This is a genomic window from Cryobacterium sp. MP_3.1 (assembly GCF_035984795.1).
Classification (GTDB): domain Bacteria; phylum Actinomycetota; class Actinomycetes; order Actinomycetales; family Microbacteriaceae; genus Cryobacterium; species Cryobacterium zongtaii.
Window position 1 is genome coordinate 14956 of sequence record NZ_JAXCHV010000018.1, and the last position, 24714, is coordinate 39669.

The window sequence follows — 24714 nt, forward strand, 5'->3', positions numbered from 1 at the left end:
AACCGCGCAGCCAGCCGTGACAGCCGCTGGCCTCGGGCAAGCGGCATCCTGTCTGTGAGCCACAGCACCCATGTCATTCACCGCGCCCATCACGCTGCCATCGACCGGCGTTCCCGGTCCGAACGAAAAAGCCCCCAGCGGACCGTTCCCCTGGATCGGCCTGATCGCCCTCTCCGCCGCTGTGTTCCTCTCGGTCACCTCGGAGATGCTGCCCACCGGCCTGCTGCCGGAAATGAGCAGCTCGCTGGGCGTGAGCCAGTCCCAGGTCGGGCTGCTCGTGTCCTGGTTCGCCTTCACCGTCGTGGTCACCAGCACACCGCTGGCGTTGCTGACCCGCCGGATGCCCAGGCACGGGCTGATCCTGATGGTCCTGGTCGTGTTCGCGCTGAGCAACGTGCTCACCGCGATCGCCCCCGACTACACCTTCGTGGTGATCTCCCGGGTGATCGGCGGGCTGGCGCACGGCCTGTTCTGGGGCGTCGTCGGCGCGTACTCCGCGCACCTCGTGCCCAGGGACCAGATCGCCCGCGCGGTTTCGATCACCATCGCCGGCGGCACACTGGCGTTCGTCTTCGGGGTGCCGCTGGGCACCTTCCTCGGCCACTTACTCGGCTGGCGGCTCTCGTTCGTGGTGCTCGCCGGGCTGATGCTCGTGGGCGCCGTGGTGATCTGGAAGTTCCTGCCCAAGGTCGACCACTACAACGCCAAGCCGGCACAGCCCGTGACGACGGCCACCGGCACGGTCACGCTGCCCGCGAAGCTGCCGCGGGATGCCACGATCGGCGCCGTCGCGCTGGTCTGCGTGATTACGGCGCTGACCATGATAGGGCACTACACCTTCTACACCTACATCGCCCCGTTCCTCAGCGACACCCTCGGCGTGGGCAGCGACGCCGTGGCACCCCTGCTTTTCGCCTACGGCATCGCCGGGGCGATCGGCCTGTTCATCAGCGGGGTGGTGTTCAGCAAGCGCCCGCAGCTGGGCCTGGTGCTCGGCCTGGCGGTCACCGCCGTCAGCGTGAGCGTGCTGGCACTGTCCACCGAGGTGCTGCCCGTGGCGATCATCGCGTTCCTGGTCTGGGGCCTGGCGTTCGGCTCATTCCCGCCGCTGCTGCAGACCCGGCTGCTGCACACCGCGTCGGTGCGCATCCGCGACACCGCCAGCGCCGTGTACACCACGGCTTTCAACATCGGCATCGGCCTGGGCGCGTTCGTGGGAGCGTTCCTGCTGGACCGGGTGGGGCTCGGCACGGTGCCGTTCGTGTACGTGGCCATCATCCTGCTGTCCCTGGCCCTGGTGCTGTTCAGCGACATCGTCATCCGCCGCCGCGCCGTCTGAGCCCCGCCGCAACTGGTGCCGAAACGGACAAGTGCGCCCGGCGTACCGGGTGCACTTGTCCGCACGGGCAACAATTGGCGGGGCAGACCGGCCTAGCGTTTGGCGGTGGGTAGCGGCGGCCGAGCTGCCGCGATCTCGAGGATCCGGCCACGGCAGGCGAACCAGCCCAGGATCAGCGCCGGGATGATCAGTCCGAGCGAGCTGATGGTGAGGGTGCCGACCGGCCAGTCGAACGCCATCAGCACGAGCACCGTCGCGAGGAAGGCCAGCGTGAGGTACCCGGTGAACGGGGCTCCGGGCATCCGGAACGCCGGCCGGGTGAGGATGCCCGCCTTCGCCCACGCCTGCAACCGCAGCTGGCAGAGCACGATCATGCCCCAGGCGCTGATGATGCCGATCGCGGCCATGTTCAGCACGATCTCGAACGCCTCGTCGGGAACAAGCGCGTTCAGGGCCACGCCGAGCAGGGTGACGACACCGGTGAGCAGGATGCCGCCGAACGGCACCCCATTGCGGCTCACCTTGTCGGCGAACCGGGGCGCCGACCCGGCCAGCGACATCGACCGGAGGATGCGTCCGGTGGAATACAGGCCGGCATTCAGTGAGGACAGCGCGGCGGTGAGGACAACGAGGTTCATGATCACGTCGACGCCCTCGACACCGATCGAACCGAAGAACGTCACGAAGGGGCTCACGCCGGCCTCGTATGCCGTGTACGGCAACAACAGCGAGAGCAACAGGACCGACCCGACGTAGAAGACCGCGATGCGCACGATCACCGTGTTGATGGCCTTGGGCATCACCTTCTCGGGGTTCTCGGTCTCGCCGGCGGCCGTTCCGATCAGTTCGATCGAGGCGTAGGCGAAGACCACGCCCTGCACCACGAGCACCGACGCGAGCAGGCCGTTGGGCAGCCAGCCGCCGTTGTCGGCGATCAGGGAGAAGCCCACCGTCGCGCCTTCCACCGGGGTGCCGAAGATGACCATCCAGGTGCCCACGATCAGGAACACCACGATGGCGACGACCTTGATCAGGGCGAACCAGAATTCCATCTCACCGAACACCTTCACCGAGAGCAGGTTGAGGCCCAGCACCACGGCGAGGGCCAGCAGCGCGAACAGCCACTGCGGCACGTCGCCGAACGGGGCCCAGTACTTGCCGAAGAAGTTCATGTACAGCGCCACCGCGGTCACGTCCACAATCGCGGTCATCACCCAGTTCAGCCAGTACAGCCAGCCGGTCACGAACGCGGTCTTCTCCCCGAAGAACTCCCGCGCATACGACACGAAGGAGCCGGAGGTCGGCCGGTGCAGCACCAGCTCGCCGAGCGCCCGCAGGATCAGGAACGCAAAAAAGCCGCAGATCGCGTACACGAACACCAGGGCGGGACCGGCGATGGCCAGCCGGCCGCCCGCGCCGAGGAACAGGCCGGTGCCGATGGCGCCGCCGATCGCGATCATCTGCACGTGCCTGGCCTTGAGGCCCTTGTGCAGGCCCTGGTCCTCGTGCACGCTCAGGGCGTCGTCGATGTGCTCGAGCGGGGTTTCCTCGTGGCCGGAGCGGTGCGGTGTGGCGCTGGTGCGTGCGGGCGAGTTCTCGGGGCGGTCAGGCCCGGTGGTGCGAGTGGTCACGTGAAGCATCCGATCTGGGGTTTGCGGCAACACTAGTCGACGGATGCTCAACGGTCAGGGTCGAAAGACCCCTCCTGTAGACTGGGCAGCGACACTCTGACCGTAGAGACGACACTCTTTTACAGAGAGCCGGGAGGCCCCATGGCGACAATTCTCCTGGTCTTCCTGCTCGTTTCCGTTCTCACTCCCACGCTCACCCGCCTGATCGGGTTGCGCGTTTTTTATGTCGTGGCCATCCTGCCCACTGTGGCGTTCGGCTACACCCTCACCCAGACGAGCGTGATCACCGCCGGCGGCGCCGTCACCCAGAGCCTGCCGTGGATCCCGCAGCTGGGCATCAGTCTGTCCTTCCGGGTGGATGCGCTCGCGTGGCTGCTGGCCCTCGTCGTCACCGGTGTCGGTGCGCTGGTGCTCATCTACTGCGCTCGCTACTTCGACGCCGACGAGCCCAGCCTGGGCCGGTTCGCCGCGCTGCTGCTCGCCTTCGCCGGAACCATGTACGGTCTGGTCACCGCTGACGACATCCTGGTGATGTTCATGTTCTGGGAGATCACCAGCGTGCTTTCCTACCTGCTGATCGGGCACTACACGACCAAACGGGAAAGCCGCGGTGCCGCCCTGCAGGCCCTGCTGGTGACCACCTTCGGCGGCCTGGTGATGCTCATCGGCGTTGTGATGATCTCCGTCGACGCCGGCACCACCTCGCTGGCCGCGATCGTCGCCGAACCCAGCGGGACCCCGATCGCGATCTGGGCGGTGCTGCTGATCCTGGTCGGTGCGCTGTCGAAGTCGGCTCTGATCCCGTTCCACTTCTGGCTTCCCGCCGCGATGGCCGCGCCCACCCCGGTGAGCGCCTACCTGCACGCCGCCGCGATGGTGAAGGCCGGCATCTACCTCACCGCCCGGTTCGCGCCCGGCTACGCGGACTCGCCGGGCTGGTTGCCGGTGCTGGTCACCATCGGCATCTGGACCATGCTCGTCGGCGCCTGGCGGTCGCTGCGCCAACACGACATCAAGCTGATGCTCGCCTACGGCACCGTCAGCCAGCTCGGCTTCCTCATGGTCGTCGTCGGCTTCGGCACCCGCGACGCTGCCCTCGCCGGGGCGGCGCTGCTGCTCGCCCACGCGCTGTACAAGGCCACCCTGTTCCTCGTGGTCGGCATCATCGACCACCGCGCCGGTACCCGCGACTGGCGCAAGCTCTCGGGGATCGGCCGCCGCGAACCGGCGCTCGCCGCCATCGCCCTCATCGCCGTCGCGTCGATGGCCGGCCTGCCGCCGCTCCTGGGTTTCGTCGCCAAGGAGTCGGTGTTCACCGCGTTCCTCGAGGCCGGCCTGGCCGGCGACGGCTGGGGCTGGATCGCCCTGGCCGGTACCGCGCTCGGTTCGGTGCTCACCGTCGCCTACAGCGCCAAGTTCTTCTGGGGCGCGTTCGGCACCCGCCCGGTGATCAGCGACACCCCCCTGCACGCCAGTCGGTGGGACTTCGCTCTGGCCCCCGGCATCCTCTCGGTCGCCACCGTGCTGCTGGGCCCATTCGTTATGCTGCTCGACCCGATGCTGGCCGCGTACGCCGACACCGTGCCCGGCGGCGGCGATTACCACCTGGCGCTCTGGCACGGGTTCGAACCGGCCCTGTTGGTCAGCACGATCGTGGTGCTGCTGGGCCTGGTCATTTTCGCCCAGCGCAAGCGGGTGGCCCGCTGGCAGGCCGCCGTGCCCGCCTGGGTGGACGCCGGCCACGGCTATGGCCACACCGTGCGATTCATCGACAGGGTGGCCGCCCGCACCACCCACCTGGCCCAGCGAGGCGGTCTGCCGCAGTACCTGTCCACCATCCTCGTGGTGTTCGTGCTCGTGCTGGGCGCGGCGTCCTTCGTCAACCGCACCTGGCCCGACGCCATCGTGCTCTGGGACTACCCGGGGCAGGTGATCATCGGCCTGGTCATGATCATCGCCACCGTGATGGCCGCCAGGGTCGGGCAGCGGATGACCGCGGTGCTGCTGGCCGGCGTCACCGGCTACGGCCTGGTCGCCCTGTTCGCCTTCCACGGCGCCCCCGACCTGGCGCTCACCCAGGCGCTCGTCGAATCGATCACCCTCGTGGTCTTCGTGCTCGTGCTCCGCCGGCTGCCCAGCCGCATCGCCGAGCACAACCGCCCGATGCACCGTCGCCGGCGGGCGATCATCGGCGCCCTCGTTGGCATCGTGATGGGCACCATCGCGGTCATCTCCCTCGGCGCCCGCCAGGCGCAGAGCATCGCCGCGGAACTGCCCAGGCTGGCCGTCGAAGAGGGCCACGGCAACAACATCGTCAACGTGATGCTCGTCGACATCCGGGCCTGGGACACCATGGGCGAGATCTCAGTGCTCATCGTGGTGGCCACCGGCGTCGCGAGCCTGCTGTTCGTGTCCGGTCGCAGCACAGAAATGCCCAGGCTCCGCGAGTCCCGCAAACGCCGCGAGCCGAAGAACCGCCGCCGCGTCGTGGCCGACCCGCACGCGAGCTCCGCCGGCCACGCCGTGACCCGCCAGTCCTGGCTGCTCGGCGGTCGCACCCAGTCGGCCGAGAACCGGTCGATCATCATCGAGGTGCTGGTGCGGCTGCTGTTCCACCCGGCCATCATCGTGTCGATCTACCTGCTCTTCGCCGGCCACAACCTGCCCGGCGGCGGCTTCGCCGGCGGCCTGCTGGCGGGCTTGGCCCTGGTGGCCAGGTACCTGGCCGGCGGCCGGTACGAATTGGGCGAAGCCGCCCCGATCGACCCGGGCAAAATCCTGGGACTCGGCGTGGTGCTCGCCGTCGGCACGGCCGTGGGATCGCTGTTCGTCACCGGGATCCCGCTGGAGTCGGCGTACTTCGAGGCGGACCTGCCGGTGCTCGGCCACCTCTCCTTCGGCACCTCCAGCATCTTCGACATCGGCGTGTACCTCGTGGTCATCGGCCTGGTCCTCGACATCCTCCGCAGCCTCGGCAGCGAGATCGACCGGCAGAGCGAACTCGACGAACCCGGTGACGACGGAGAAGACCACTCCACCGTGCCACCGATCGGCAACGCCTCCAGCGACGCCGGCGACGCTCTCGGCTTCGACGCGTCGTCGGAGTGGACCCCCGCCGAGGCGCCCGCGCCCGGCACCGGACCTGACACGGCCCCGATCACTCAGCCGGCCGGCGAGAGCCGTAACGCACCGGAAGGAGACCCGCGATGAGCGCCTCCCTGACCCTGGTGATCGTGATGGCGGTGATGTACGCCGCGGGCATCTACATCATGCTCGAGCGCAGCCTCACCCGGGTGCTGATCGGATTCCTGCTCGTGGGCAACGCCACCAACCTGCTCATCTTCATCATGAGCGGCCGGCCCGGCAGCTCACCGATCGTCACCGGCACGTCCCTGGACGACACCATGGCAGACCCGGTGCCGCAGGTGCTGATGCTCACCGCGATCGTGATCAACTTCGGCATCACCGCACTGCTGCTCGCGCTGATCTACCGGTCCTGGTGGCTGGCCCAGCTCGGCGACGAGGGCGACACCCTCACCGACGAGCACGCCGCGGAGACCTCCGGGGATTCCGAGGTCACCTTCCGCTCCTCCACCGACGACGAGGCCGCCGTGCAGGCGTCGCTCGACGCCAGCGAGGACGGCAGCGACGACGACAGCAGCGGAGCCGACAACACCGGCAACAGCGACCGGGAGGCCGGCACCTGATGAACATACTCGTGCCCCTCGTGGTCGCCATCCCGCTGCTCGGCGCCGCGCTCACCCTCGCCCTCGGCCGCCGCTCGCGCTACCAGGTGGCGGTGAGCGTGTTCTCGCTGGCGGCCGTCGTGGTGATCAGCGCCATCCTGCTGGTGCTCGTCGACCAGCAGGGACCCGCCGTGGTGCACGTGGGCGACTGGCAGGCGCCGTGGGGCATCGTGCTCGTCGTCGACAGGTTGTCGGCCATCATGCTCATAGTCTCGGCGCTGATGCTGCTGGGCGTGCTGCTCTTCGCCGTCGGCCAGGGCATCGTGGAGGGCGACCAAGAGACCCCGGTGTCGATCTTCCACCCCACCTACCTGGTCCTGGCGGCAGGGCTGTTCAACGCGTTCATCGCCGGTGACCTGTTCAACATGTACGTGGGCTTCGAGATGCTGCTCTCGGCCAGTTACGTGCTGCTCACCCTCGGCGGCACCGGTGCACGCATCCGCGCCGGCGTGACCTACATCGTCGTGAGCCTGGTCTCCTCGATCCTGTTCCTCTCCGCCATCGCCCTGATCTACGGCGCCACCGGCACCGTCACGCTGGCGCTGCTGGCCGAACGCATCCCGGAGCTGCCCGGCGACGTGCAGCTGATCCTCGGGCTGATACTGCTCATCGCCTTCAGCGTCAAGGCGGCGGTGTTCCCGCTCTCGTTCTGGTTGCCGGACTCCTACCCGACGGCGCCGGCCCCGGTCACGGCGGTGTTCGCCGGACTGCTCACCAAGGTGGGCGTCTACGCGATCCTGCGCACCCAGACGCTGCTCTTCCCCGACAACCGACTGCAGGTGCCGCTGATGATCGTGGCCCTGCTCACCATGGTCATCGGCGTCCTCGGCGCGCTGGCCCAGGCCGATATCAAACGACTGCTCTCGTTCACCCTGGTCAGCCACATCGGCTACATGATCTTCGGCATCGCCATCGGCACCGAGGCGGCGATCGGGGCCACCATCTACTACGTCGTGCACCACATCATGATCCAGACGACACTGTTCCTGTGCGCCGGGCTTATCGAGCGCATTGGCGGAACCACCTCGCTGGCCAGGCTCGGCGGGATGCTCAAGGCCGCCCCGTTCGTCGCCATCCTGTTCTTCATCGGGGCGATGAACCTCGGCGGCATCCCGCCGTTCTCCGGCTTCCTCGGCAAGGTAGCCCTGTTCGACGCGGGCGTGCAGGTCGGCGGGGGCCTGAACTACCTGCTGCTCGCCGGCGGTGCCGCGACGTCGCTGCTGACCCTGTACGCGCTGGCCCGGGCTTGGAACATGGCGTTCTGGCGGCCGCGTCGCGACGTGGAAAACTACGACTCCGCCATGCTCAGCGCCCTGCAGGACGACCCGCACGACGAGGGCACCGTGCTGACCAAGACCACATCACCGCTGATGACCGCGGCCACCGCGACCATGCTGGCGCTCACGGTGTGCCTCACCGTCTTCGCCGGCCCCGCCTTCGACCTCGCCGCCCGCGCCGCCGCGAACATCGAAGAGCCGTCGACCTACATCGACGCCGTCTTCCCCGGCGGTGCCCCGTGAGCGCGCGCCGGGAGCGCCTCGCCGCCGCCCTGAACCAATTGCCGCTGTTCCTTGGCCTGGTGCTGCTCTGGGCGCTGCTATGGGGCAAATTCTCCTGGCTGAACCTGCTCACCGGGGTGATCTTCGCCGCTGTCGTCTCCATCGTCTTCTACCTGCCGGCCGTGCAACTGAGCGGCCGAATCAACCTCTGGCGCAGCGCCTGGCTGTTCGGCAAGCTGCTCTTCGACATCGTGCGCGCCTCCGTCGACGTGTCCTGGCTCGCCCTGGGCCCCACCTACACCCCGAGCAACGCCATCGTCGCGGTGCACCTGCGCACCCGCAGCGACCTCATCCTCACCTGGACCGCCGTGGCCACCTCCATCGTGCCCGGCTCCATCGTGGTCGACATCGAACGGCTCGACTCCACCCTGTACCTGCACGTGATCAACATGCACGACGTGGCGGCGACCCAGAAGTTCCGGGCCCGGGTGCTGGCCACCGAGCGACGCATCGTGCTGGCGTTCGGCTCCGCCGAAGACGTCGAGCGGGTCTCCAGGGTGCGCGCCGAAGAAGACCTGCGCCACGGCCTCGACCGGTCGGCCGGGCCGCACACCCCCACAGACCCCCAGAACGGAGCCCCGGCATGACCCCCATGGATATCGTCGCGATCGTCGCCGGCCTCATGTTCGGCGCCGGCGCCCTCGCCGCCGTCTACCGCATCATCCGCGGACCATCGGTGCTGGACAGGGTGATCGCCTCCGACGTGCTCGTCGCCACCATCATCTGCGCGCTGGGCGCCGAGATGGCGTTCAACCGGCACACCGACAACCTGCCGGTGCTACTGGTGCTGGCCCTGTTCGCCGTGCTCGGTTCGCTCAGCGTCGCCCGATTCCTGCCCGGCCGGAACCGCGCATGAACGCCCTCTGGAGCGACGTGGTCACCGCGGTCCTGGTGCTTCTCGCCGCCCTGATGTGCCTCGCGGCCGGCGTCGGCCTGCTGCGCTTCCCCGATGTGCTCACCCGGCTGCACTCCGCCACCAAGCCGCAGATCCTCGGCCTCATGGCGGTCACCCTGGACATCGCGGTGACCAATTTCAGTGTCGGCACCGTGACCCTGGTGGTCGCGATCGTGCTCTTCCAGGCGCTCACCGCTCCGATGGCCGCGCACCTCGTTGCCCGCGCCTCCTACCAGACCGACCACCTGCGGCCCGATCTGCTCGTGATCGACGAGCTTCGGAACGCACGCGGCTGATAGTATTGCCGGGTCGCGACTGGCGTAGCACGAAAGATGGGTCACCATCGGGGAGCGACTGACACGGTTAGTGACCGCACGCCTGGGCCACGACACATCCATCGATAGTCTCAAGGAGTTTTCCCGTGTCCGACAGTGTGCTTACCAGTTCCGTACCCTCCACCTTCAACGAGCCCCTCGAGGTCGTCGACCCCGAGATCGCCGCGATCCTCGAGCAGGAGCTCGGTCGCCAACGCGACTACCTCGAGATGATCGCCAGCGAGAACTTCGTGCCCCGCGCCATCCTGCAGTCGCAGGGTTCGGTGCTCACCAACAAGTACGCCGAGGGCTACCCCGGCCGTCGCTACTACGGCGGCTGCGAGTACGTCGACGTGGCCGAGCAGCTCGCCATCGACCGGGCCAAGAGCCTGTTCGGCGCCGAATACGCGAACGTGCAGCCGCACTCCGGTGCCACCGCCAACGCCGCGGTGCTCTCCGCGATCGCCACCCCGGGCGACACCATCCTGGGTCTGGAGCTGGCGCACGGCGGCCACCTCACCCACGGCATGAAGCTCAACTTCTCCGGCAAGCTCTACAACCCGGTCGCCTACGGCGTCGACCCGGAGACCTTCCGAGTGGACATGGACGTCGTGCGCGACAAGGCGCTCGAGCACAAGCCGCAGGTCATCATCGCCGGCTGGTCGGCCTACCCCCGCCAGCTCGACTTCGCCGCGTTCCGCGCCATCGCCGACGAGGTGGGCGCCAAGCTCTGGGTCGACATGGCCCACTTCGCCGGACTCGTCGCCGCCGGACTGCACCCGTCGCCGGTGCCGTACGCCGACGTCGTCTCCAGCACCGTGCACAAGACCCTCGCCGGTCCGCGCTCGGGCTTCATCCTCTCCCGCGACACCGCGCTGGCGAAGAAGCTCAATTCCAACGTGTTCCCCGGCCAGCAAGGCGGCCCGCTCATGCACGTGATCGCCGCCAAGGCCACCGCGTTCAAGCTCGCCGCGCTGCCCGAGTTCAAGGAACGCCAGGAGCGCACCCTCCGCGGCGCCCGCATCCTGGCCGACCGGCTCACCGCCGACGACTCCCGCGCGGCGGGCATCGACGTGCTCACCGGCGGCACCGACGTGCACTTGGTGCTCGCCGATCTCCGCAACTCGGAGATCAACGGCCAGCAGGCCGAAGACGCCCTGCACGAGGTGGGCATCACCGTCAACCGCAACTCGGTGCCCTTCGACCCGCGCCCGCCGATGGTGACCTCGGGCCTGCGCATCGGCACGCCGGCCCTGGCCACGCGTGGATTCGGCGACGCCGAGTTCACCGTCGTGTCCGACGTCATCGCCGAAGCGCTCAAGCCCGGCGCCGACATCCCCGCGCTCCGCGCTCGGGTGAAGGGCCTCACCGACGCGTTCCCGCTCTACCCCGGCCTGTCCCAGTAGGTCCGTCGGGTCGTGACGGATGCGGCCACTAGCGTCAGCGCATCCGTCACCGCCCGCACCCGGCAGCACTCCGCCGCCCCCGCGTCGGGGGCAGGCAGGGCCGCTGCCCGATTGGCGCGTGGCCCCAGGCTGGGGCCGGCGCGCAGTACTACCAACAGATCGGATGTCGCATGACCGCACTCACCCTCGACGGCGTCGCCACCGCGACCCAGGTCAAGCTTGAACTCACCGAGCGCGTACGCGCGTTGGCCGCGCTGGGCTCTGTGCCCGGCCTCGGCACCCTGCTCGTCGGCGACGACCCGGGCTCGCGCTCCTACGTGGCCGGCAAGCACCGGGACTGCGCCGAGGTGGGCATCGAGTCGATCCGCGTCGACCTGCCCGGCTCCGCCACGTCGGCGGATGTGCGCGCCGCGATTGCCGACCTCAATGCCGCCCGTGAGGTCACCGGCTACATCATCCAGCTGCCGCTTCCGGTGGGCCATAACGAGAACGCCATGCTCGAGCTGATGGACCCGGCCAAGGACGCCGACGGCCTGCACCCCACCAACCTCGGACGCCTGGTACTCGGCATCGAGGGGGAGCTCAGCTCGCCGCTGCCCTGCACCCCGGCCGGCATCGTGGAGCTGCTGCGCCGCTACGACGTGCCGATTGCGGGCAAGAACGTGGTCGTCATCGGCCGCGGCCTCACCGTGGGTCGCCCGCTGGGCCTGCTGTTCACCCGCAAGGGCCTGGACGCCACCGTCACCCTCACCCACTCCCGCACCGTCGATCTGGCCGCCGAGGTGCGCCGCGCCGACATCGTCGTGGCCGCCGCGGGAGTGCCGCACCTGGTGCAGGCCGACTGGATCAAGCCCGGCGCGGCGGTGCTCGACGTGGGCATCACGAGGGTGGAGAACCCGGAGACCGGCAAGGGCATCCTCACCGGAGACGTGCACCCCGACGTCGCGTCAGTCGCCGGTTACCTCTCGCCGAACCCCCGTGGCGTGGGTCCGATGACCCGCGCGATGCTGCTGGCCAACGTGGTCAAGGCCTCCGAGCGCCTGCTCAAGCCCTAGTCTCGTTCCGCGAACCGTGAGGTAGGCCCCAGAATCCCGCCGATTCTGGGGCTCTCAGTTCGCGAGGCGATGCAGCGCTGCGTGGCCCAGGTAGGCCACGGCGTTGTGCCGGATGCCCTCGATTTCGTCTGGCGTGAGGGTGCGGCGCACCTTGGCCGGCACGCCGGCCACCAGGGAGCCCGGCGGCACGATGGTGCCCTCGAGCACCACGGCGCCCGCGGCCACGAGCGAGCCGGCGCCGATCACGGCACCGTTGAGCACCGTGGCGGCCATGCCGATCAGGGCGCCGTCCTCCACAGTGCAGCCGTGCAGCACGGCACCGTGGCCCACCGAGACGTCGCGGCCCACGGTCAGCGGGAACCCGCCGTCGACGTGGCAGGAGACGTTGTCCTGCAGGTTAGAGCGTGCGCCGATGCGGATGGGCTCTGCCTCGGCGCGCAGGACCGCGTTGTACCAGACGCTCGCGTGCTCCGCCAGGCTCACGGTTCCCGCCAGCACGGCGCCGGCGGCGACGAATGCGCTCTCGGCCACCCGGGGCCCCGGACGGTCGGGCAGGGTGATGAGGCGGGCGGCACTGTCGGCGGTCATGGCTCCACCCTAGTAATCCGACGCCGTGTTGCGCTGACCCCTTGAGCCCAAGGCCCAGAGCGTCCTATTTATCGGCCCATGTCCTTCCGACCGTTCGACCAGGTGGGCGGATGGCGGGGGGCTCTAGGATGCAGGAATGGTGAACACCGCGCATCCGGCCGTCGACAGAGTGCGCCTGGCGCTGAACGCCCAGGGTCTCGACCCCGAGATCCGCTGGTTCGACGACGCCGCCACAACCGCTGTCGCGGCAGCCGCCGCGTTGGGCATCGAAGTGGGCGCCATCGCGAACTCACTGGTCTTCACCCTCGACGGCGCCCCGCTGCTGGTGCTCACCTCCGGCGCGCACCGCGTGGACACGGCCTGGCTGGGGGAGCGGCTTGACGGCACCATCGGCCGGGCGTCGAAAGACCTGGTGAAAGAGGCCACCGGGCAGGTCATCGGAGGGGTCGCGCCCGTCGGGCATCCGTCGCCGATTCGCACCCTGGTTGACGAGGACCTGGCCGATTACCCCGTGGTCTGGGCCGCGGCTGGGCACGCGCACACGGTCTTCCCCACCACGTTCGCCGAGCTGCTCCGCCTCACCGGCGGCGAGGCGACCCCCGTCGTTCCGGCGAAATAGGCGTCCGCCACCAGCCTTCGGCACACTGGAACCGTCCGCGGCAGCTTGGGCAGGTCGCCGAGGCGGATCTCCGGAGCCTCACTCACTCGAAGCTGGGGTGGATCGTCGACTGCCTGCCCTCGATCTCGGGCCGGTCGACGATGGGTGATCCGTGACGCGGCCGATCACGCGCTCCAGGTGCTCGCGGTCCTGTACGGACATCTTGGCCAAGACTCTCTCGGCCGCCTGCGCGCGGCGCGCAGGTCCTGTTCGACCTGCTGCACGCGGCGGTGCCTGATGCCCGTGCTCTCGTCGAAGGCGCCGCCAAAGACGGTGTGGATGACGTCGTGGATGGTGGGGGGTCGGCTCGTTCATGTGGACAGCGTGAGCCGAGCCACCGACACTCGGGGCGCCCTGAGACTCAATTGCGGACTTCCCGCCTTAGCTGGTGAAACGAAGGCGGGAAGTCCGCAATTCGATCGCGGACGGTGTCTCGTTAGACGAGGCGGGCGGCCCCGGCCGCGGCGCGCACCACGAACATGTCGGGCGCGGTGAAGCCCGCGGCGGCGAACGCAGAAGACACGGCCTGCTGCACCGCGGGGATCAGTGCGTGCGGGGTGAGCGCGATGGCAGAGCCGCCGAAGCCGCCGCCGGTCATGCGGGCCCCGAGGGCGCCGGCGGTGCGGGCGGTCTCCACGGCGAGGTCGAGCTCGGCGACCGAGATCTCGAAGTCGTCGCGCATGGAGGCGTGCGACGCATCCAGCAATGCACCGATGGCGCTGGGACCCTCTTCGCGCAGCACCTGCACGGTGTCGAGCACCCGCTGGTTCTCGGTGAGGATGTGCCGCACCCGGCGGTATGTCTCCTCGTCGAGAACCGACGCGGCCCGCGGCAGGTCGTCCACGGTGAGGTCGCGCAGCGACCCGACGCCCATCAGCGCCGCGCCCTTTTCGCAGGAGGCACGTCGGTCGGCGTAGCCGCCGGTGGCGTGCGCGTGGCTGACCTTGGTGTCGATCACCAGCAGCTCGAGGCCCGCGGCGTCGAAGCCGAGCGGGATGACCTCGGACTCGAAGCTGCGGCAGTCCAGGAACACGGCGGCATCCGTCTGGCCCAGTAGCGACGCCGACTGATCCAGGATGCCGGTGGGCGCGCCAACGACCCGGTTCTCGGCCAGCTGCCCCACCCGCACGAGCACCCGCTTGTCGAAGCCGAGGTTCCAGACCTCGTCGAGGGCCACGGCGGTGGCGCACTCGATTGCCGCGGAAGACGACAGCCCGGCGCCGATTGGCACGTCGGAGTCGATGTAGGCGTCAAAGCCGGTCACCGCTTCGAGGTCCGCGCCGTGTTCGCCGAGGGCCCAGGCCACGCCGAGCGGATACGCCGACCAGCCCGACACTGTCTCGGGGGAGAGGTCGTCGAGCGAGATCTCGACGACCTCGTCGGTGAAGGAGCTGGCGACCCGTAGCATCCGGTCGTCTCGCACCGCGAGGGCCACGACGGCACGGCGGTTGATCGCGAACGGAAAGACGAAGCCGTCGTTGTAGTCGGTGTGCTCGCCGATCAGGTTGACCCGGCCGGGGCCGAACCACAGGCCGTCGGCGTCGCGGCCGAACCGGCCCTGGAAGCCGCTGAGAATGCTCTGGTGGTCGCTCACGAGTGGGCCTTTCCGGTGGTGCTGTCGGTGGCTGCGGCATCGGCGGCGTCCGACCGCGCGATCGCTGCACGGATGTTGTCGGCCGCCTGCTCGGGCGTCACGTCGCCGATCCAGGCGCCCATGGCGGCCTCGGAGCCGGCCAGGAACTTCAGTTTGTCCTCGGCGCGGCGCGGGCTGGTGAGCTGCAGCATCAGCCGGATGTCGTCCCGGTGCACGTTCACCGGCGCCTGGTGCCAGGCACCGATGTACGGGGTGGGCGTGGAGTAGAGCTGGTCGATGCCGCGCAGCAGCCGGCGGTACAGCACCGCGAGCTCGTCGCGCTCGGCCAGAGTGGTGCCGGCGAAGTCGGCCACCTGCCGGTGCGGCAGCATGTGCACCTCGACGGGCCAGCGGGCGGCGAACGGCACGAAGGCCGTCCAGTGCTCGCCCCGCAGGATGACTCGCTCGCCGGCCTGTTCGCTTTCCAGGATGTCGGCGAACAGGGTGGGGCCGTAGCTCTCGATCGAGTCGATCAGCCGCTGGGTGCGCGGGGTCACGTACGGGTAGGAGTAGATCTGGCCGTGCGGGTGGTGCAGCGTGACACCGATGGCCTCGCCACGGTTCTCGAACGGGAACACCTGCTCGATGCCGGGCATCTGGGAGAGCGCGTGGGTGCGCTCGGCCCAGGCTTCGATCACGGTGCGGGCGCGGGTGACCGAGAGGCTGCCGAACGAGCCCTCGGTGGCGGGGCTGAAGCAGACGACCTCGCAGCGGCCGACCGAGGTGCGGATGCGCCCCAGCCCGATCGTGCGCAGATCGTCCAGGCCGGTGGGCGCGTCGTCGTCGGTGAGCAGCGGGCCGAACGAGGGCGACTTGTTCTCGAACACGGCCACGTCGTAGTTGCTGGGCACCTCTGAGGGGTTCTCCGGGGTGGACGGCGCGAGCGGGTCCAGGTGCGCCGGCGGCAGGAACACCCGGTTCTGCCGGGCCGCGGCGATGGACACCCATTCGCCGCTGAGTGGGTCCTGGCGCATGCGCGCGTTCGCCGGACGCGGACCGAGGTCGCGCAGGTCGGGAGCCCGGTCGGGCGACAGGGTGGTGTCGGGGTCATCGAAGTAGATGAGCTCGCGGCCGTCGGCCAGGGTGTGCGCCTGGCGTGCGATGGCGGTGTCTGCGACGAATTCTGGGGTGGGAGTCATGATGGCATCAACGCTAGCCGATTTGCGCAACCGAAACCACTACTTGCGTATTGAAAAGCGACACAAAATAAGTGAAGATTGCGGTATGGCCTCAGCGGAACATCCGACCGACCGGGATTTGTTGCCCGCCCACCAGCGCCGGGAACAGATCCAGCGGCTCGTCGACGAACGCGGCTTCGTGCGCGTCAGTGAGCTCAGCGACACCTTCGGCGTCTCCGGCGTCACCGCCCGCGCCGATCTCGACCAGTTGGAGAGCGCCGGCACGCTCACCCGCATCCACGGCGGTGCGGTGCCCGCAGGGATCGCCACCACGAGCCGTCCCGACCGGGAGTTCTCCTTCGAGGAAGCGCTCGTCTCCTCGGTGATCCCCAAGCAGCAGATCGGCGAGCTCGCCGCATCGCTGGTGGCCAGCGGCCAGAGCGTGATCCTCGACGTGGGCACCACGACTCTCGCGATCGCCCGGGCCCTGGTGGCCCGCACCGACCTCACCGACATCGTCGTGATCACCAACGGGCTGAGCATCGCCCTGGCCCTGGAAAGCGCCATCCCACGGTTCACCGTGATCGTCACCGGCGGGTCGCTGCGCCCGCTGCAGCACTCGCTGGTCGACCCGCTCGCCGCGACCGTGCTCAGCCAGGTGCACGCCGACCTCGCCTTCATCGGCTGCAACGGCGTCGACGCCGACGGCGGCGTCACCAATATCAACCTGCCGGAGGCCGGCGTGAAGACCCTGATGCTCGCCGCTGCGGCGCGCGCGATCATCGTCGCCGACGGTGCCAAACTAGGGCAGGTGCACCTGGGCCGGATCGGCCCGCTTGCCGCCTTCGACACCCTGGTGACGGATGCGGCCGCCGACCCGCTCACCCTGGCCCCGCTCCGCGAGGCCGGCCTCGCCGTGCTCCAACCGAGCTGATCCGAAAGTCCACCATGTCGTTTGCTGCCGCCACCGGAACCCAATACAGCCTCACCCTGCAGACCCCGCAGGGCCCGGCCACGGCGACCATCACCGAGGTCGCCGCCGGCATCCGTGAATATGCACTCAACGGCACAGACCTGGTGGAGGGCTTCGCGGCGACGTCCGTACCGCCGCTCGGCGCCGGGACCGTGCTGGTGCCCTGGCCCAACCGCATCCGCGACGCGATCTGGACCCAGCACGGCGTGCGGCACCTGCTGGCCATCACCGAGCCGGCGCGGCTGAACGCCATCCACGGGCTGCTCGCCGTCACGGCTTATCGGCTGGTCGCCCAGAGCGACGCCGAGGTGACCCTGGCCGCCACGGTCTACCCGCAGGCCGGCTACCCGTACCAGCTGGACACCACCGTCAGCTATGCGCTCACGGCCGACGGCCTGGCCGTCACCCACACCATCCGCAACGTCGGCAGCGAGAGTGCCCCGGTCGCCCTGGGCACCCACCCCTACCTCAAGATCGGTGACGTGCCCACCGGCGACCTCGTGTTGCGCCTGAACGCGACCAGCCACATCGACGTTGACCACCGGCTCAATCCCATCGGCGTCAGCCCCGTCGACGGCACCGCGTTCGACCTGCGCGCCGGCGCCCGGGTGGACGACCTCGACCTTGACGACGGGTTCGGCGGTGTGATCGTTCGGGACGGCCGCGGGGAGCACTCCCTCACCGCTCCGGACGGCCGCCGGGTCACACTCTGGGGCGACGAGAACATGGCCTACGTGCAGGCGTTCACGCCGCGCAACTTCCCGGTGCGCACCGGCACCGCGGACGGCGGCGAGACCACCGAACTCGGCCAGGCCGTGGCGATCGAGCCGATGACCGCTCCGGCGGATGCCTTCAACTCCGGCCACGGCCTCCGTTGGCTGGCTCCCGGCGAGGACTGGGTCGTTCGCTGGGGAATCACCCCGACGGGTTTCGCAGCCTGAGCAACCCGGCCTAGGGTGGCGGGAGCGCTGCGCACACCGCGCTCCCGGACCGACGAGGAACGACCAGACCCATGGCAACACCCTCCCTGAGTACATCCGCCCCCACCGCTCCCGGCGGCCGAGCCCCACTCAGCGCCTCCGACGAGGCCCGCCGGGTCGCACTCGTGGGCATGAAGCGATTGGCCCTGGGTCTGCTCGTGGCCATGGCCGTGGTCTTCGCGGTGTCGTTCGCGCTGCAGGACCGCTACCCGTGGCTCGAGTACGTGCGTGCTGCCGCCGAGGGCGGCATGGTGGGCGCGATCGCCGACTGGTTCGCCGTCACCGCGCTGTTCCGCTACCCGCTGGGGCTGCGCATCCCGCACACCAACATCATCGCCAACCGCAAGGACGAGATCGGCGAGAGCCTCGGCGAATTCGTGGAGTCGAACTTCCTCTCCGATGCCGTGGTGCGCGGCAAGCTCGAGTCCATCGGCATCTCCCGCCGCCTCGGCGCCTGGCTGGTGCAGCCCGCCAACGCCGAACGGCTCACCGACGAACTCGCGCACGCCGGCACCGGGCTGCTCGACCTGCTCAGCGACGACGACATCAAGGACCTGCTCGAGGGCGTCGCCCGTGAGCACCTGCTCGAACCTTCGTGGGCGCCGAGCCTGGGCCGGTTGGGCGAGAACCTGGTGGTCTCCGGTCGGCACCACGCCGCGGTGGACCTGCTGGTGGACAAGGCCCAGAGCTGGCTGCAGACCCACCCCGAGGCCTTCGGCACCTCGGTGTCGACCCGGCTGCCCCGCTGGGTGCCCGGCTTCGTCGGCGAAATGGTCGACGACAAGGCCTATCGCGAGGTGCTCGGTTTTGTGGCGACGGTGCAGGCCGACCCCGAGCATCCGCTGCGCGCAGCCATCGACCGCTACCTGGCCGAGCTGATGGACGACTTGCAGCACGATGACACCATGATCGAGAGGGTCGAGGTGCTCAAGCTCGAGTTGGTCGACAACGCCAAGCTGCGCGAGTTCGCCGGCGACGCGTGGGAGTCCGTCAAGCAGTCGCTGCTGAGCGCCCTGGCCGATCCGGCCAGCGCCGTGCGCACCGGCATCACCTCGACGGTGCTGGATGTGGGCGGTCGGCTGGTGCGCGACGCATCGCTGGGCGCCCGCATCGACCGCTGGCTGGCGGATGCGGCCGGCTACCTGCTGCAGAAGTACCGGCACGAGATCGCCGGCGTGATCACCGAAACCGTGGAGCGTTGGGACCCGGCCGAGACCACCGAGAAGATCGAGTTGCAGGTGGGCAAGGACCTGCAGTTCATCCGAATCAACGGAACCGTCGTCGGTGCGCTGGCCGGCCTGCTGATCTTCTCGCTCGCCCAGGGGGCGGTGCTCGTGTTCGGCCTGTGACCGCCTGGCACCTGGCGGATCCGGCCGATGCGGATGCCCGGACACTCTGACGGCGCCCACCGCGGTGAGCCATACTGAAACGGTGGAGAACGGTTCGCACAACACCCAGGGCAGCGCCACCCCGGGCCCGGCCACGCCCTCCACCGGCAGGATCGTCGACGAGGGCATGCTCATCGCCCTCGCCGCCGTGCGGATGGCCCTGAAGAACCGCATCATCGTCGGCGCCCTCCGCGACCACAGCGACTATGACCCGGCACAGTATGCCGCGCTCGCCAGGCAGGAACTGCTCGAGGTGGCCCGGCAGAACGACGAGGACTCCACCCGCGTCGAACGCCTCGGCGCCCACCTCTCGCGCACCACCGGTGCGGGCAAGAGCCGGGAGCTGGAGAACAAGCGCAGGGACGTCGTGCGGCTGGGTCGGCGACGCACCCTGCACGACCACGTCGCCGAACGGTTGCGGGAGATAGCCGACGACGACGAACAGGTCGCCGCTCTCGTACAGAAAGCCCGAGCGGATGCGCTCCAGGAGATCAACGACGCGCTCGCGGCCCGTCTCCTGGCCCAGCGCGTCGACCCGAACCAGCCCGGCTACGAGGCCGCCCGCGCCGCCAGTATGCGGGCCGTCGGCAAGATCGACCTCGCCGCCCTGGCCAAGAAGTCCCGGCACCGCGGCTGATCGCTGAGCGCCGGGGCGTGCGGGGCGGCCGGCACCGGCCCAGCCGTCGGCACGAAAGCCGTCGCCGTTCGCTACGCTCGAAGGGTGGATACCCAGGCAATACAGACTTTTCTCGATGACAGCGATTTCTCCGGCGTGGTGTTGGTGCGTGACGGCGACCGCACCATTTTTGAGGCGGCCCGCGGGTTCGCCACCCCGCGTTGGCAGGTGCCCAATACTCTGGACACCCGCTTCGACACGGCGTCGATCACCAAGCTCTTCACCAGTGTGGCCGTGCTGCAGCAGGTGGAAGCCGGCCGGCTCGACCTCGAGGCGTCGATCCACGAGTACGTGGACCTGGGGGGCAGCTCGATCGGCACCGACGTCACCCTGCTGCACCTGCTCACCCACACCAGCGGCATCGCCGATGACGTCGACGAGGAGGCCGGCGAGGACTACGACGAGTACTGGGCTGTGACCCCCAACTACTCGCTGATCGAAACGATCGACTTCCTGCCGTTGTTCGCCGACAAGCCGCGCCTGGCCCCGCCTGGGGTGCAGGTCGAGGACTGCAACGTCGGCTATATCCTCGCCGGGCTGGCCGTGGAGAGGGCCAGCGGTCTGTCCTACCGCGACTATGTGCGCGAAGAGGTCTTTGCCCGCTCGGGCATGGCCGACTCCGGTTTCTTCGACCGCCGCGACGCTGTGGAGCGGGTCGCCGAGGGCTGGGACCGCCGCGAGGACGGCAGCTGGGTCTCGAACATCTACAGCTCCCCGGCGATCGGCTCGCCCGATAGCGGCGCCCACACCACCGCCGGTGACCTGATGAACTTCCTCAACGCCGTCCGCGGCGGCCAGCTGCTCTCCAAGGAGTACACCGACGAGTTCTTCACCCCGCAGGTGGATTACGACGACGACGTGAAGTACGGCTTCGGCCTCGAGTTCGACCTCGACGACAACGGCAAGGTGCGCTCGTACTACAAGGACGGCGTCAACGCCGGCGCCAGCGGCATCCTGCGGCACTACCCCAAGAGCGGTCTCGACGTGGTGGTGCTCAGCAACGCCGAAGAGGGCGCCTGGGACCTCGTGGTGGAGATCGACGCCCAGTTCTAGGTGGATGACGGTACCGGGTGCCGGTCGGCGGGTCAGGCGCCGGTATGCGGGTGGCACGCCACCCGCATAACGGCGCGGCGCCCGCACACCTGACCGCGTGCGCTCCGGCGACGGGATGGCGCGCAGGGTCCTACTCGGCCACCGTGGGCTGCGGGCAGCGCAGCTGGGTGCGCTCGCCGCTGCGGTCGATGTCGTGCGCGGTCATCGGCTCCCCGCAGAGCGGGCACCGGGCCACCGGGCGCTCCTGCGCAGGCACCTCGTCGTCGTACGGGCCCAGCGGCGGCGGGCCGATGAAGGGCAACAATCGACCGTTCAACCACGCCGTGAAGCCGCCGGCCTCCTTGATGGTCGGTTTGCGTTTCTTGGCAGAGGTCATAATAGTTAGTGTACTAACTAAATGGCGGCGTGGCCACGGGTGCCAGACGACGGATGCCCGGCCCCGGATGCCCGCTCAGGAGACGCGATGACCGAACCGAACGTGCTCGCCCTGGAGAACCAGGTCTGCTTCGCCCTCACCGTGGCGGCACGCACGACTGTGGCCCTGTACAAGCCGATCCTGGAGCCGCTGGGCCTCACCCATCCGCAGTACCTGGTGATGCTGGCGCTGTGGGAGCAGCATCCGCGCACCCTTCGCAGCCTGGCCGAGGTGCTGCGGTTGGAGCCGGCCACCCTGTCACCGTTGCTCAAGCGGCTGGAGGCGACCGGCCACATCCGCCGCGAGCGGTCGGCGACCGATGAGCGTGCGCTGCAGGTGACGTTGACCGAGCACGGCCGCGAGCTGCGCCACATCGCCGAAACCATCCCGGAACGGGTGGCCGGCACCCTGGAGATGTCGCCCGAGGCCCTGATCGCCCTGCGGGACACCCTCAACGAGGTCATTCGCGCCACCAGCGCGACCCGGTAACCCGAACCGGCGGCGGAGTCGTACGCTGGCGACATGCAGAAGATCTCGATCGACGCCCTCGCCCGCCAGCAACTCGCCGCGGCCACCACCGCCAGCAGCGGCCGGGCGGCCGACACCGTGTACGGCGGCCACGAGAAGGTGCTGCGCCAGACCGTCATCGGCATGGTCAAGGGCACCGTCCTGGCCGAGCACGAGAACCCGGGCGACGCCACCGTCTTCGTGGTGAGCGGGCGGGTGCGCCTGATCGTGGGGGAGGACTCCTGGCAGGCGCGCACCGGCGACCTGCTCATCGTGCCCGACGCCAGGCACAGCCTCGAGGCCGAAGAGGATGCGGCGATCCTGCTGACCGTCGCGAAGCGGCCCTAGGGAACGCCGAAATGCCCTGTTCCGGACGAGATGCCCCGGTGTGCCTGGGCAACTCGTTTGAGCGGGGGCTACTCGGTGGGAGAGCCGTTACTCGGGCGGGGCGGGCCAGCCCAGAGCGAGCTCGGTCGCAGCGGCGCTCGCCGCGGTGATGTCCTCGGCGCTGCCGCCGTTCTGCGCGGCAGCCAGCCCCACTAGGAACAGGCTCAGCGGCGCCGCCGGCCGGGCCACATTGTGCGCCACGTCCCGGGCCACGTCCAGTAGCAGTCCGGTGGGGACCACGTCGGCGTCGAGGCCGAGCCGGGTCGCGAGGGCGGCCAGCCACTCGTCGAGGGCTTCGGGAGGGAGCGGGATGTTAGTGCTCATGGTGTCACTCCTCGGTGGCGGTGGCGGTGGCAATAATGGTGGCACCGGGTGAGGCACCGGGCGCGGATTCCGCGCCGTCGGTCTCGATCACGGCACCGGAGGCGGCAGGCTGAGCCACCGGCAGCTGAGCGGCGTCGAACCGGCCGGACTCGGCATCGATGGTGAGCACCCGGCCGATCAGCGGCTCGCCGGTGCCGGTGATCAGGCGGACGGCCTCCGCCGCCAGGATCGCGCCGGCCTGGCCGCGCAGCGCACCGAGCACGCCGGGGTCGGCGGGGGCAGCGGCCGCGCCGGCCGCATCCGTGCCGAAGAAGTCGCGCAACCGGGTCGAGCGCTGGCCGCTGCGTCGTGGTGGGCTCGACCAGAACACCGACACCTCGGCGTTGCCGCGGGCCACGGAGCCCCACACCAGCGGCAGGCCGAGGCTGGCGCAGGTGTCGCCAACGAGGAACGGCTGCGGGGTGAGGTCGCTGCCGTCGATCACCAGGTCGTAGCCGCCGAGGATGCGGGTAGCCGACTCGGCCGTGAGGTCCTCGTCGTGCGCCGTCACGGCGGTGTCGGGGGAGAGGGTCAGGATGGTGGTGGTGGCGAGCACCAGGGCGTCGACGTCGAGCGGGCCCACGTCGGCCAGCCCGATGGTGCCCACCCCGGCCGCGGCGAGGGAACGCACGGCGGGCGCGCTGAGTCCCGTGGTGCCCAGCACCAGCACGCGGGCGGCCGCGAGGCGGCGGTGCCCGAGGTCATCGATCGGCGGCAGTCGCAGCTGGGGCAGGTTGCGCACCTGCTGCAGACGCGCGGTTTCGGTGGGGCTGAGCGGGCCGGTGGGCTCGACGAGAGGGGGAAGTGCCATGACACCACGGTACGCGGCAATCGTCCCCGGCATGCCCACGCCGCCCCGACCATCCAGCAACCACAGTCCCGCTCTAGCGTGTTGTCCCTTCCGCGAGAGCGGCCGGATGGCTACTTCGCGGCGCTCGAAGCAGCCACGCTCCCGCTCTCGCGTGTTGTCCCTTCCGCGAGAGCGGCCGGATGGCTACTTCGCGGCGCTCGAAGCAGCCATAGGCCCGCTTTCGCGAACGGCCCGGTCCCTCCCACCATTCGAATCCGAGGATTAGGCTCGAAGGAGGTTCCGGTGATCCCGCACGGGCACACCCGACGCACTCCCGAGGAGGGCACCCATGAGTAGAGTCACGGCACGGCGCAAGATCACCCGGCTTACGGTGGGCCAGCCGCCGATCCGCCGGGAGGACGTGCTCGCGGTGGAGGAGCCGCTCGAGATGCGGGTCAACGGCCGTTCCCTGGCCGTGACCATGCGCACCCCCGGCCACGACGTCGATCTGGCCGCCGGTTTCCTGGTCTCCGAGGGCATCCTCACCCAGGCGGAGCACCTCGCCACCGCCCGGTACTGCGCCGGTGCCACCGCCGAGGGCGTGAACACGTACAACGTGCTCGACCTGCGCCTGGCGCCCGGCGTCGCCGGGCCCACCCCCGGCATGGAGCGGAACTTCCTCACCACCAGCTCCTGCGGGCTGTGCGGCAAGGAAAGCATCGATGCCGTGCGCACCAAGTCCACCTGGGACGTGCGCGCGGATGCCGTCCGCGTCGACGCCGAACTGCTCACGACGTTCCCCGACACGCTGCGCCAGGCGCAGGCGGTGTTCGAGAAGACCGGGGGCCTGCACGCGGCCGCCCTGTTCGTCGGGGCCACGGGCGAGATGCTGGTGATGCGGGAAGACGTGGGCCGGCACAATGCCGTCGACAAGGTGATCGGCTGGGCGGTCAAAGAAAACCTGCTTCCTTTGCGCGGGACCGTGCTGATGGTCTCCAGCCGGGCCAGCTTCGAACTCGCCCAGAAGGCACTGATGGCCGGCATCCCGGTGCTCGCCGCGGTGTCAGCGCCGTCGTCGCTCTCCGCCGAGTTCGCGCACGAGGTGGGCCTGACACTGGTCGGCTTCGTCCGCGGCGACTCGATGGTGATCTACGCCGGTGAGGAGCGCATCGTGCAGGGCGCGCTCGCCGCGGTCTGACCCAGCCGCGACTGTGCCCCGATCGGACTTCTGCGTCCGGCG

At 69.5% G+C, this 24714-nt stretch carries 25 protein-coding genes and 1 riboswitch; of the genes, 18 read left to right on the forward strand and 7 right to left on the reverse strand.

The annotated features are described in order from the left end of the window. Positions 1-70: 70 nt before the first annotated feature. Positions 71-1339 carry an MFS transporter gene (locus tag RCH12_RS12075; RefSeq protein ID WP_327017017.1) on the forward strand — a complete coding sequence of 423 codons (1269 nt, stop codon included), beginning with the start codon at positions 71-73 and terminating at the stop codon, positions 1337-1339. Between the two features lie 92 nt (positions 1340-1431). On the opposite strand, the gene RCH12_RS12080 is transcribed toward RCH12_RS12075, so the two are convergent. Then, entirely contained in the window at positions 1432-2868 is a 1437-nt protein-coding gene (locus RCH12_RS12080; protein ID WP_327017032.1) for an amino acid permease, read from the reverse strand. 243 nt (positions 2869-3111) lie between these two features. On the opposite strand from RCH12_RS12080, the gene RCH12_RS12085 reads away from it, so the two are divergent. The 8 genes from RCH12_RS12085 to RCH12_RS12120 all read left to right on the forward strand — a co-directional run bounded on the left by RCH12_RS12085 (position 3112) and on the right by RCH12_RS12120 (position 11945). Then, on the forward strand, positions 3112-6180 hold the full coding sequence (locus tag RCH12_RS12085) for a Na+/H+ antiporter subunit A (protein ID WP_327017018.1): 3069 nt from the start codon (positions 3112-3114) through the stop codon (positions 6178-6180). Continuing rightward, entirely contained in the window at positions 6177-6677 is a 501-nt protein-coding gene (locus RCH12_RS12090) for a sodium:proton antiporter (protein ID WP_088457098.1), read from the forward strand. Before RCH12_RS12085 ends, RCH12_RS12090 begins: the two co-directional genes overlap by 4 nt. Beyond that, positions 6677-8236, forward strand: coding sequence for a Na+/H+ antiporter subunit D (locus tag RCH12_RS12095; RefSeq protein ID WP_327017019.1), 1560 nt, complete (start codon positions 6677-6679; stop codon positions 8234-8236). The genes RCH12_RS12090 and RCH12_RS12095 overlap by 1 nt, the downstream gene beginning before the upstream one ends. Beyond that, positions 8233-8862, forward strand: a complete 630-nt coding sequence (locus tag RCH12_RS12100) for a Na+/H+ antiporter subunit E (protein ID WP_121678497.1) — start codon at positions 8233-8235, stop codon at positions 8860-8862. Before RCH12_RS12095 ends, RCH12_RS12100 begins: the two co-directional genes overlap by 4 nt. Continuing rightward, positions 8859-9131: a monovalent cation/H+ antiporter complex subunit F gene (locus tag RCH12_RS12105; protein WP_088457095.1), complete on the forward strand. Its 273-nt coding sequence runs from the start codon at positions 8859-8861 to the stop codon at positions 9129-9131. Before RCH12_RS12100 ends, RCH12_RS12105 begins: the two co-directional genes overlap by 4 nt. Next, positions 9128-9466 carry a monovalent cation/H(+) antiporter subunit G gene (gene mnhG / locus RCH12_RS12110; RefSeq protein ID WP_103432207.1) on the forward strand — a complete coding sequence of 113 codons (339 nt, stop codon included), beginning with the start codon at positions 9128-9130 and terminating at the stop codon, positions 9464-9466. The genes RCH12_RS12105 and mnhG overlap by 4 nt, the downstream gene beginning before the upstream one ends. Before the next feature lie 5 nt (positions 9467-9471). Continuing rightward, positions 9472-9561, forward strand: a riboswitch (ZMP/ZTP riboswitch). 30 nt (positions 9562-9591) lie between these two features. Beyond that, the gene (gene glyA, locus RCH12_RS12115) at positions 9592-10890 is read left to right on the forward strand and encodes a serine hydroxymethyltransferase (protein WP_279327050.1); all 1299 of its coding nucleotides are present in this window, start codon (positions 9592-9594) and stop codon (positions 10888-10890) included. A 170-nt stretch (positions 10891-11060) separates the two neighbouring features. Beyond that, entirely contained in the window at positions 11061-11945 is an 885-nt protein-coding gene (locus RCH12_RS12120; RefSeq protein WP_327017020.1) for a bifunctional methylenetetrahydrofolate dehydrogenase/methenyltetrahydrofolate cyclohydrolase, read from the forward strand. 54 nt (positions 11946-11999) lie between these two features. Here the strand turns inward: RCH12_RS12120 and RCH12_RS12125 are convergent, their stop codons facing one another. Further along, positions 12000-12533: a gamma carbonic anhydrase family protein gene (locus RCH12_RS12125; RefSeq protein ID WP_327017021.1), complete on the reverse strand. Its 534-nt coding sequence runs from the start codon at positions 12531-12533 to the stop codon at positions 12000-12002. Positions 12534-12669: 136 nt separating this feature from the next. Between RCH12_RS12125 and RCH12_RS12130 the strand changes: the two genes are divergently transcribed. Further along, a complete protein-coding gene (locus tag RCH12_RS12130) occupies positions 12670-13152 on the forward strand; it encodes a YbaK/EbsC family protein (RefSeq protein WP_088457091.1) in 483 nt (160 codons plus the stop codon). 475 nt (positions 13153-13627) lie between these two features. Here RCH12_RS12130 and galK read toward each other — a convergent pair whose 3' ends face one another. Both galK and galT read right to left on the reverse strand, forming a co-directional pair. Then, a complete protein-coding gene (gene galK, locus RCH12_RS12135; protein WP_134408108.1) occupies positions 13628-14785 on the reverse strand; it encodes a galactokinase in 1158 nt (385 codons plus the stop codon). Beyond that, positions 14782-15963, reverse strand: coding sequence for a galactose-1-phosphate uridylyltransferase (galT, locus tag RCH12_RS12140; RefSeq protein ID WP_088457089.1), 1182 nt, complete (start codon positions 15961-15963; stop codon positions 14782-14784). Before galT ends, galK begins: the two co-directional genes overlap by 4 nt. An 85-nt stretch (positions 15964-16048) precedes the next feature. Between galT and RCH12_RS12145 the strand changes: the two genes are divergently transcribed. The 5 genes from RCH12_RS12145 to RCH12_RS12165 all read left to right on the forward strand — a co-directional run bounded on the left by RCH12_RS12145 (position 16049) and on the right by RCH12_RS12165 (position 21012). Next, the gene (locus tag RCH12_RS12145) at positions 16049-16876 is read left to right on the forward strand and encodes a DeoR/GlpR family DNA-binding transcription regulator (RefSeq protein ID WP_088457088.1); all 828 of its coding nucleotides are present in this window, start codon (positions 16049-16051) and stop codon (positions 16874-16876) included. A 14-nt stretch (positions 16877-16890) separates the two neighbouring features. Next, positions 16891-17856 carry an aldose 1-epimerase family protein gene (locus tag RCH12_RS12150; protein ID WP_134497735.1) on the forward strand — a complete coding sequence of 322 codons (966 nt, stop codon included), beginning with the start codon at positions 16891-16893 and terminating at the stop codon, positions 17854-17856. A 71-nt stretch (positions 17857-17927) separates the two neighbouring features. Continuing rightward, positions 17928-19244 carry a DUF445 domain-containing protein gene (locus RCH12_RS12155; RefSeq protein ID WP_121678496.1) on the forward strand — a complete coding sequence of 439 codons (1317 nt, stop codon included), beginning with the start codon at positions 17928-17930 and terminating at the stop codon, positions 19242-19244. Positions 19245-19308: 64 nt separating this feature from the next. Then, positions 19309-19920, forward strand: coding sequence for a hypothetical protein (locus tag RCH12_RS12160; protein ID WP_134493529.1), 612 nt, complete (start codon positions 19309-19311; stop codon positions 19918-19920). 84 nt (positions 19921-20004) lie between these two features. Continuing rightward, a complete protein-coding gene (locus RCH12_RS12165; RefSeq protein ID WP_088457085.1) occupies positions 20005-21012 on the forward strand; it encodes a serine hydrolase domain-containing protein in 1008 nt (335 codons plus the stop codon). 130 nt (positions 21013-21142) lie between these two features. Here RCH12_RS12165 and RCH12_RS12170 read toward each other — a convergent pair whose 3' ends face one another. After that, positions 21143-21388 (reverse strand): hypothetical protein, encoded by a 246-nt coding sequence (locus RCH12_RS12170; protein WP_088457084.1) that lies wholly within the window; start codon positions 21386-21388, stop codon positions 21143-21145. An 87-nt stretch (positions 21389-21475) separates the two neighbouring features. Between RCH12_RS12170 and RCH12_RS12175 the strand changes: the two genes are divergently transcribed. Further along, positions 21476-21916: a MarR family winged helix-turn-helix transcriptional regulator gene (locus RCH12_RS12175; protein WP_088457083.1), complete on the forward strand. Its 441-nt coding sequence runs from the start codon at positions 21476-21478 to the stop codon at positions 21914-21916. A gap of 33 nt (positions 21917-21949) precedes the next feature. Continuing rightward, entirely contained in the window at positions 21950-22282 is a 333-nt protein-coding gene (locus RCH12_RS12180) for a cupin domain-containing protein (protein WP_088457082.1), read from the forward strand. Positions 22283-22369: 87 nt separating this feature from the next. Here RCH12_RS12180 and RCH12_RS12185 read toward each other — a convergent pair whose 3' ends face one another. Then, positions 22370-22645: a DUF6457 domain-containing protein gene (locus tag RCH12_RS12185; protein WP_088457081.1), complete on the reverse strand. Its 276-nt coding sequence runs from the start codon at positions 22643-22645 to the stop codon at positions 22370-22372. Between the two features lie 4 nt (positions 22646-22649). Continuing rightward, on the reverse strand, positions 22650-23495 hold the full coding sequence (locus RCH12_RS12190) for a HesA/MoeB/ThiF family protein (RefSeq protein WP_168195329.1): 846 nt from the start codon (positions 23493-23495) through the stop codon (positions 22650-22652). A gap of 328 nt (positions 23496-23823) precedes the next feature. On the opposite strand from RCH12_RS12190, the gene fdhD reads away from it, so the two are divergent. Continuing rightward, entirely contained in the window at positions 23824-24672 is an 849-nt protein-coding gene (fdhD, locus tag RCH12_RS12195; RefSeq protein ID WP_088457079.1) for a formate dehydrogenase accessory sulfurtransferase FdhD, read from the forward strand. Positions 24673-24714 lie beyond the last annotated feature (42 nt).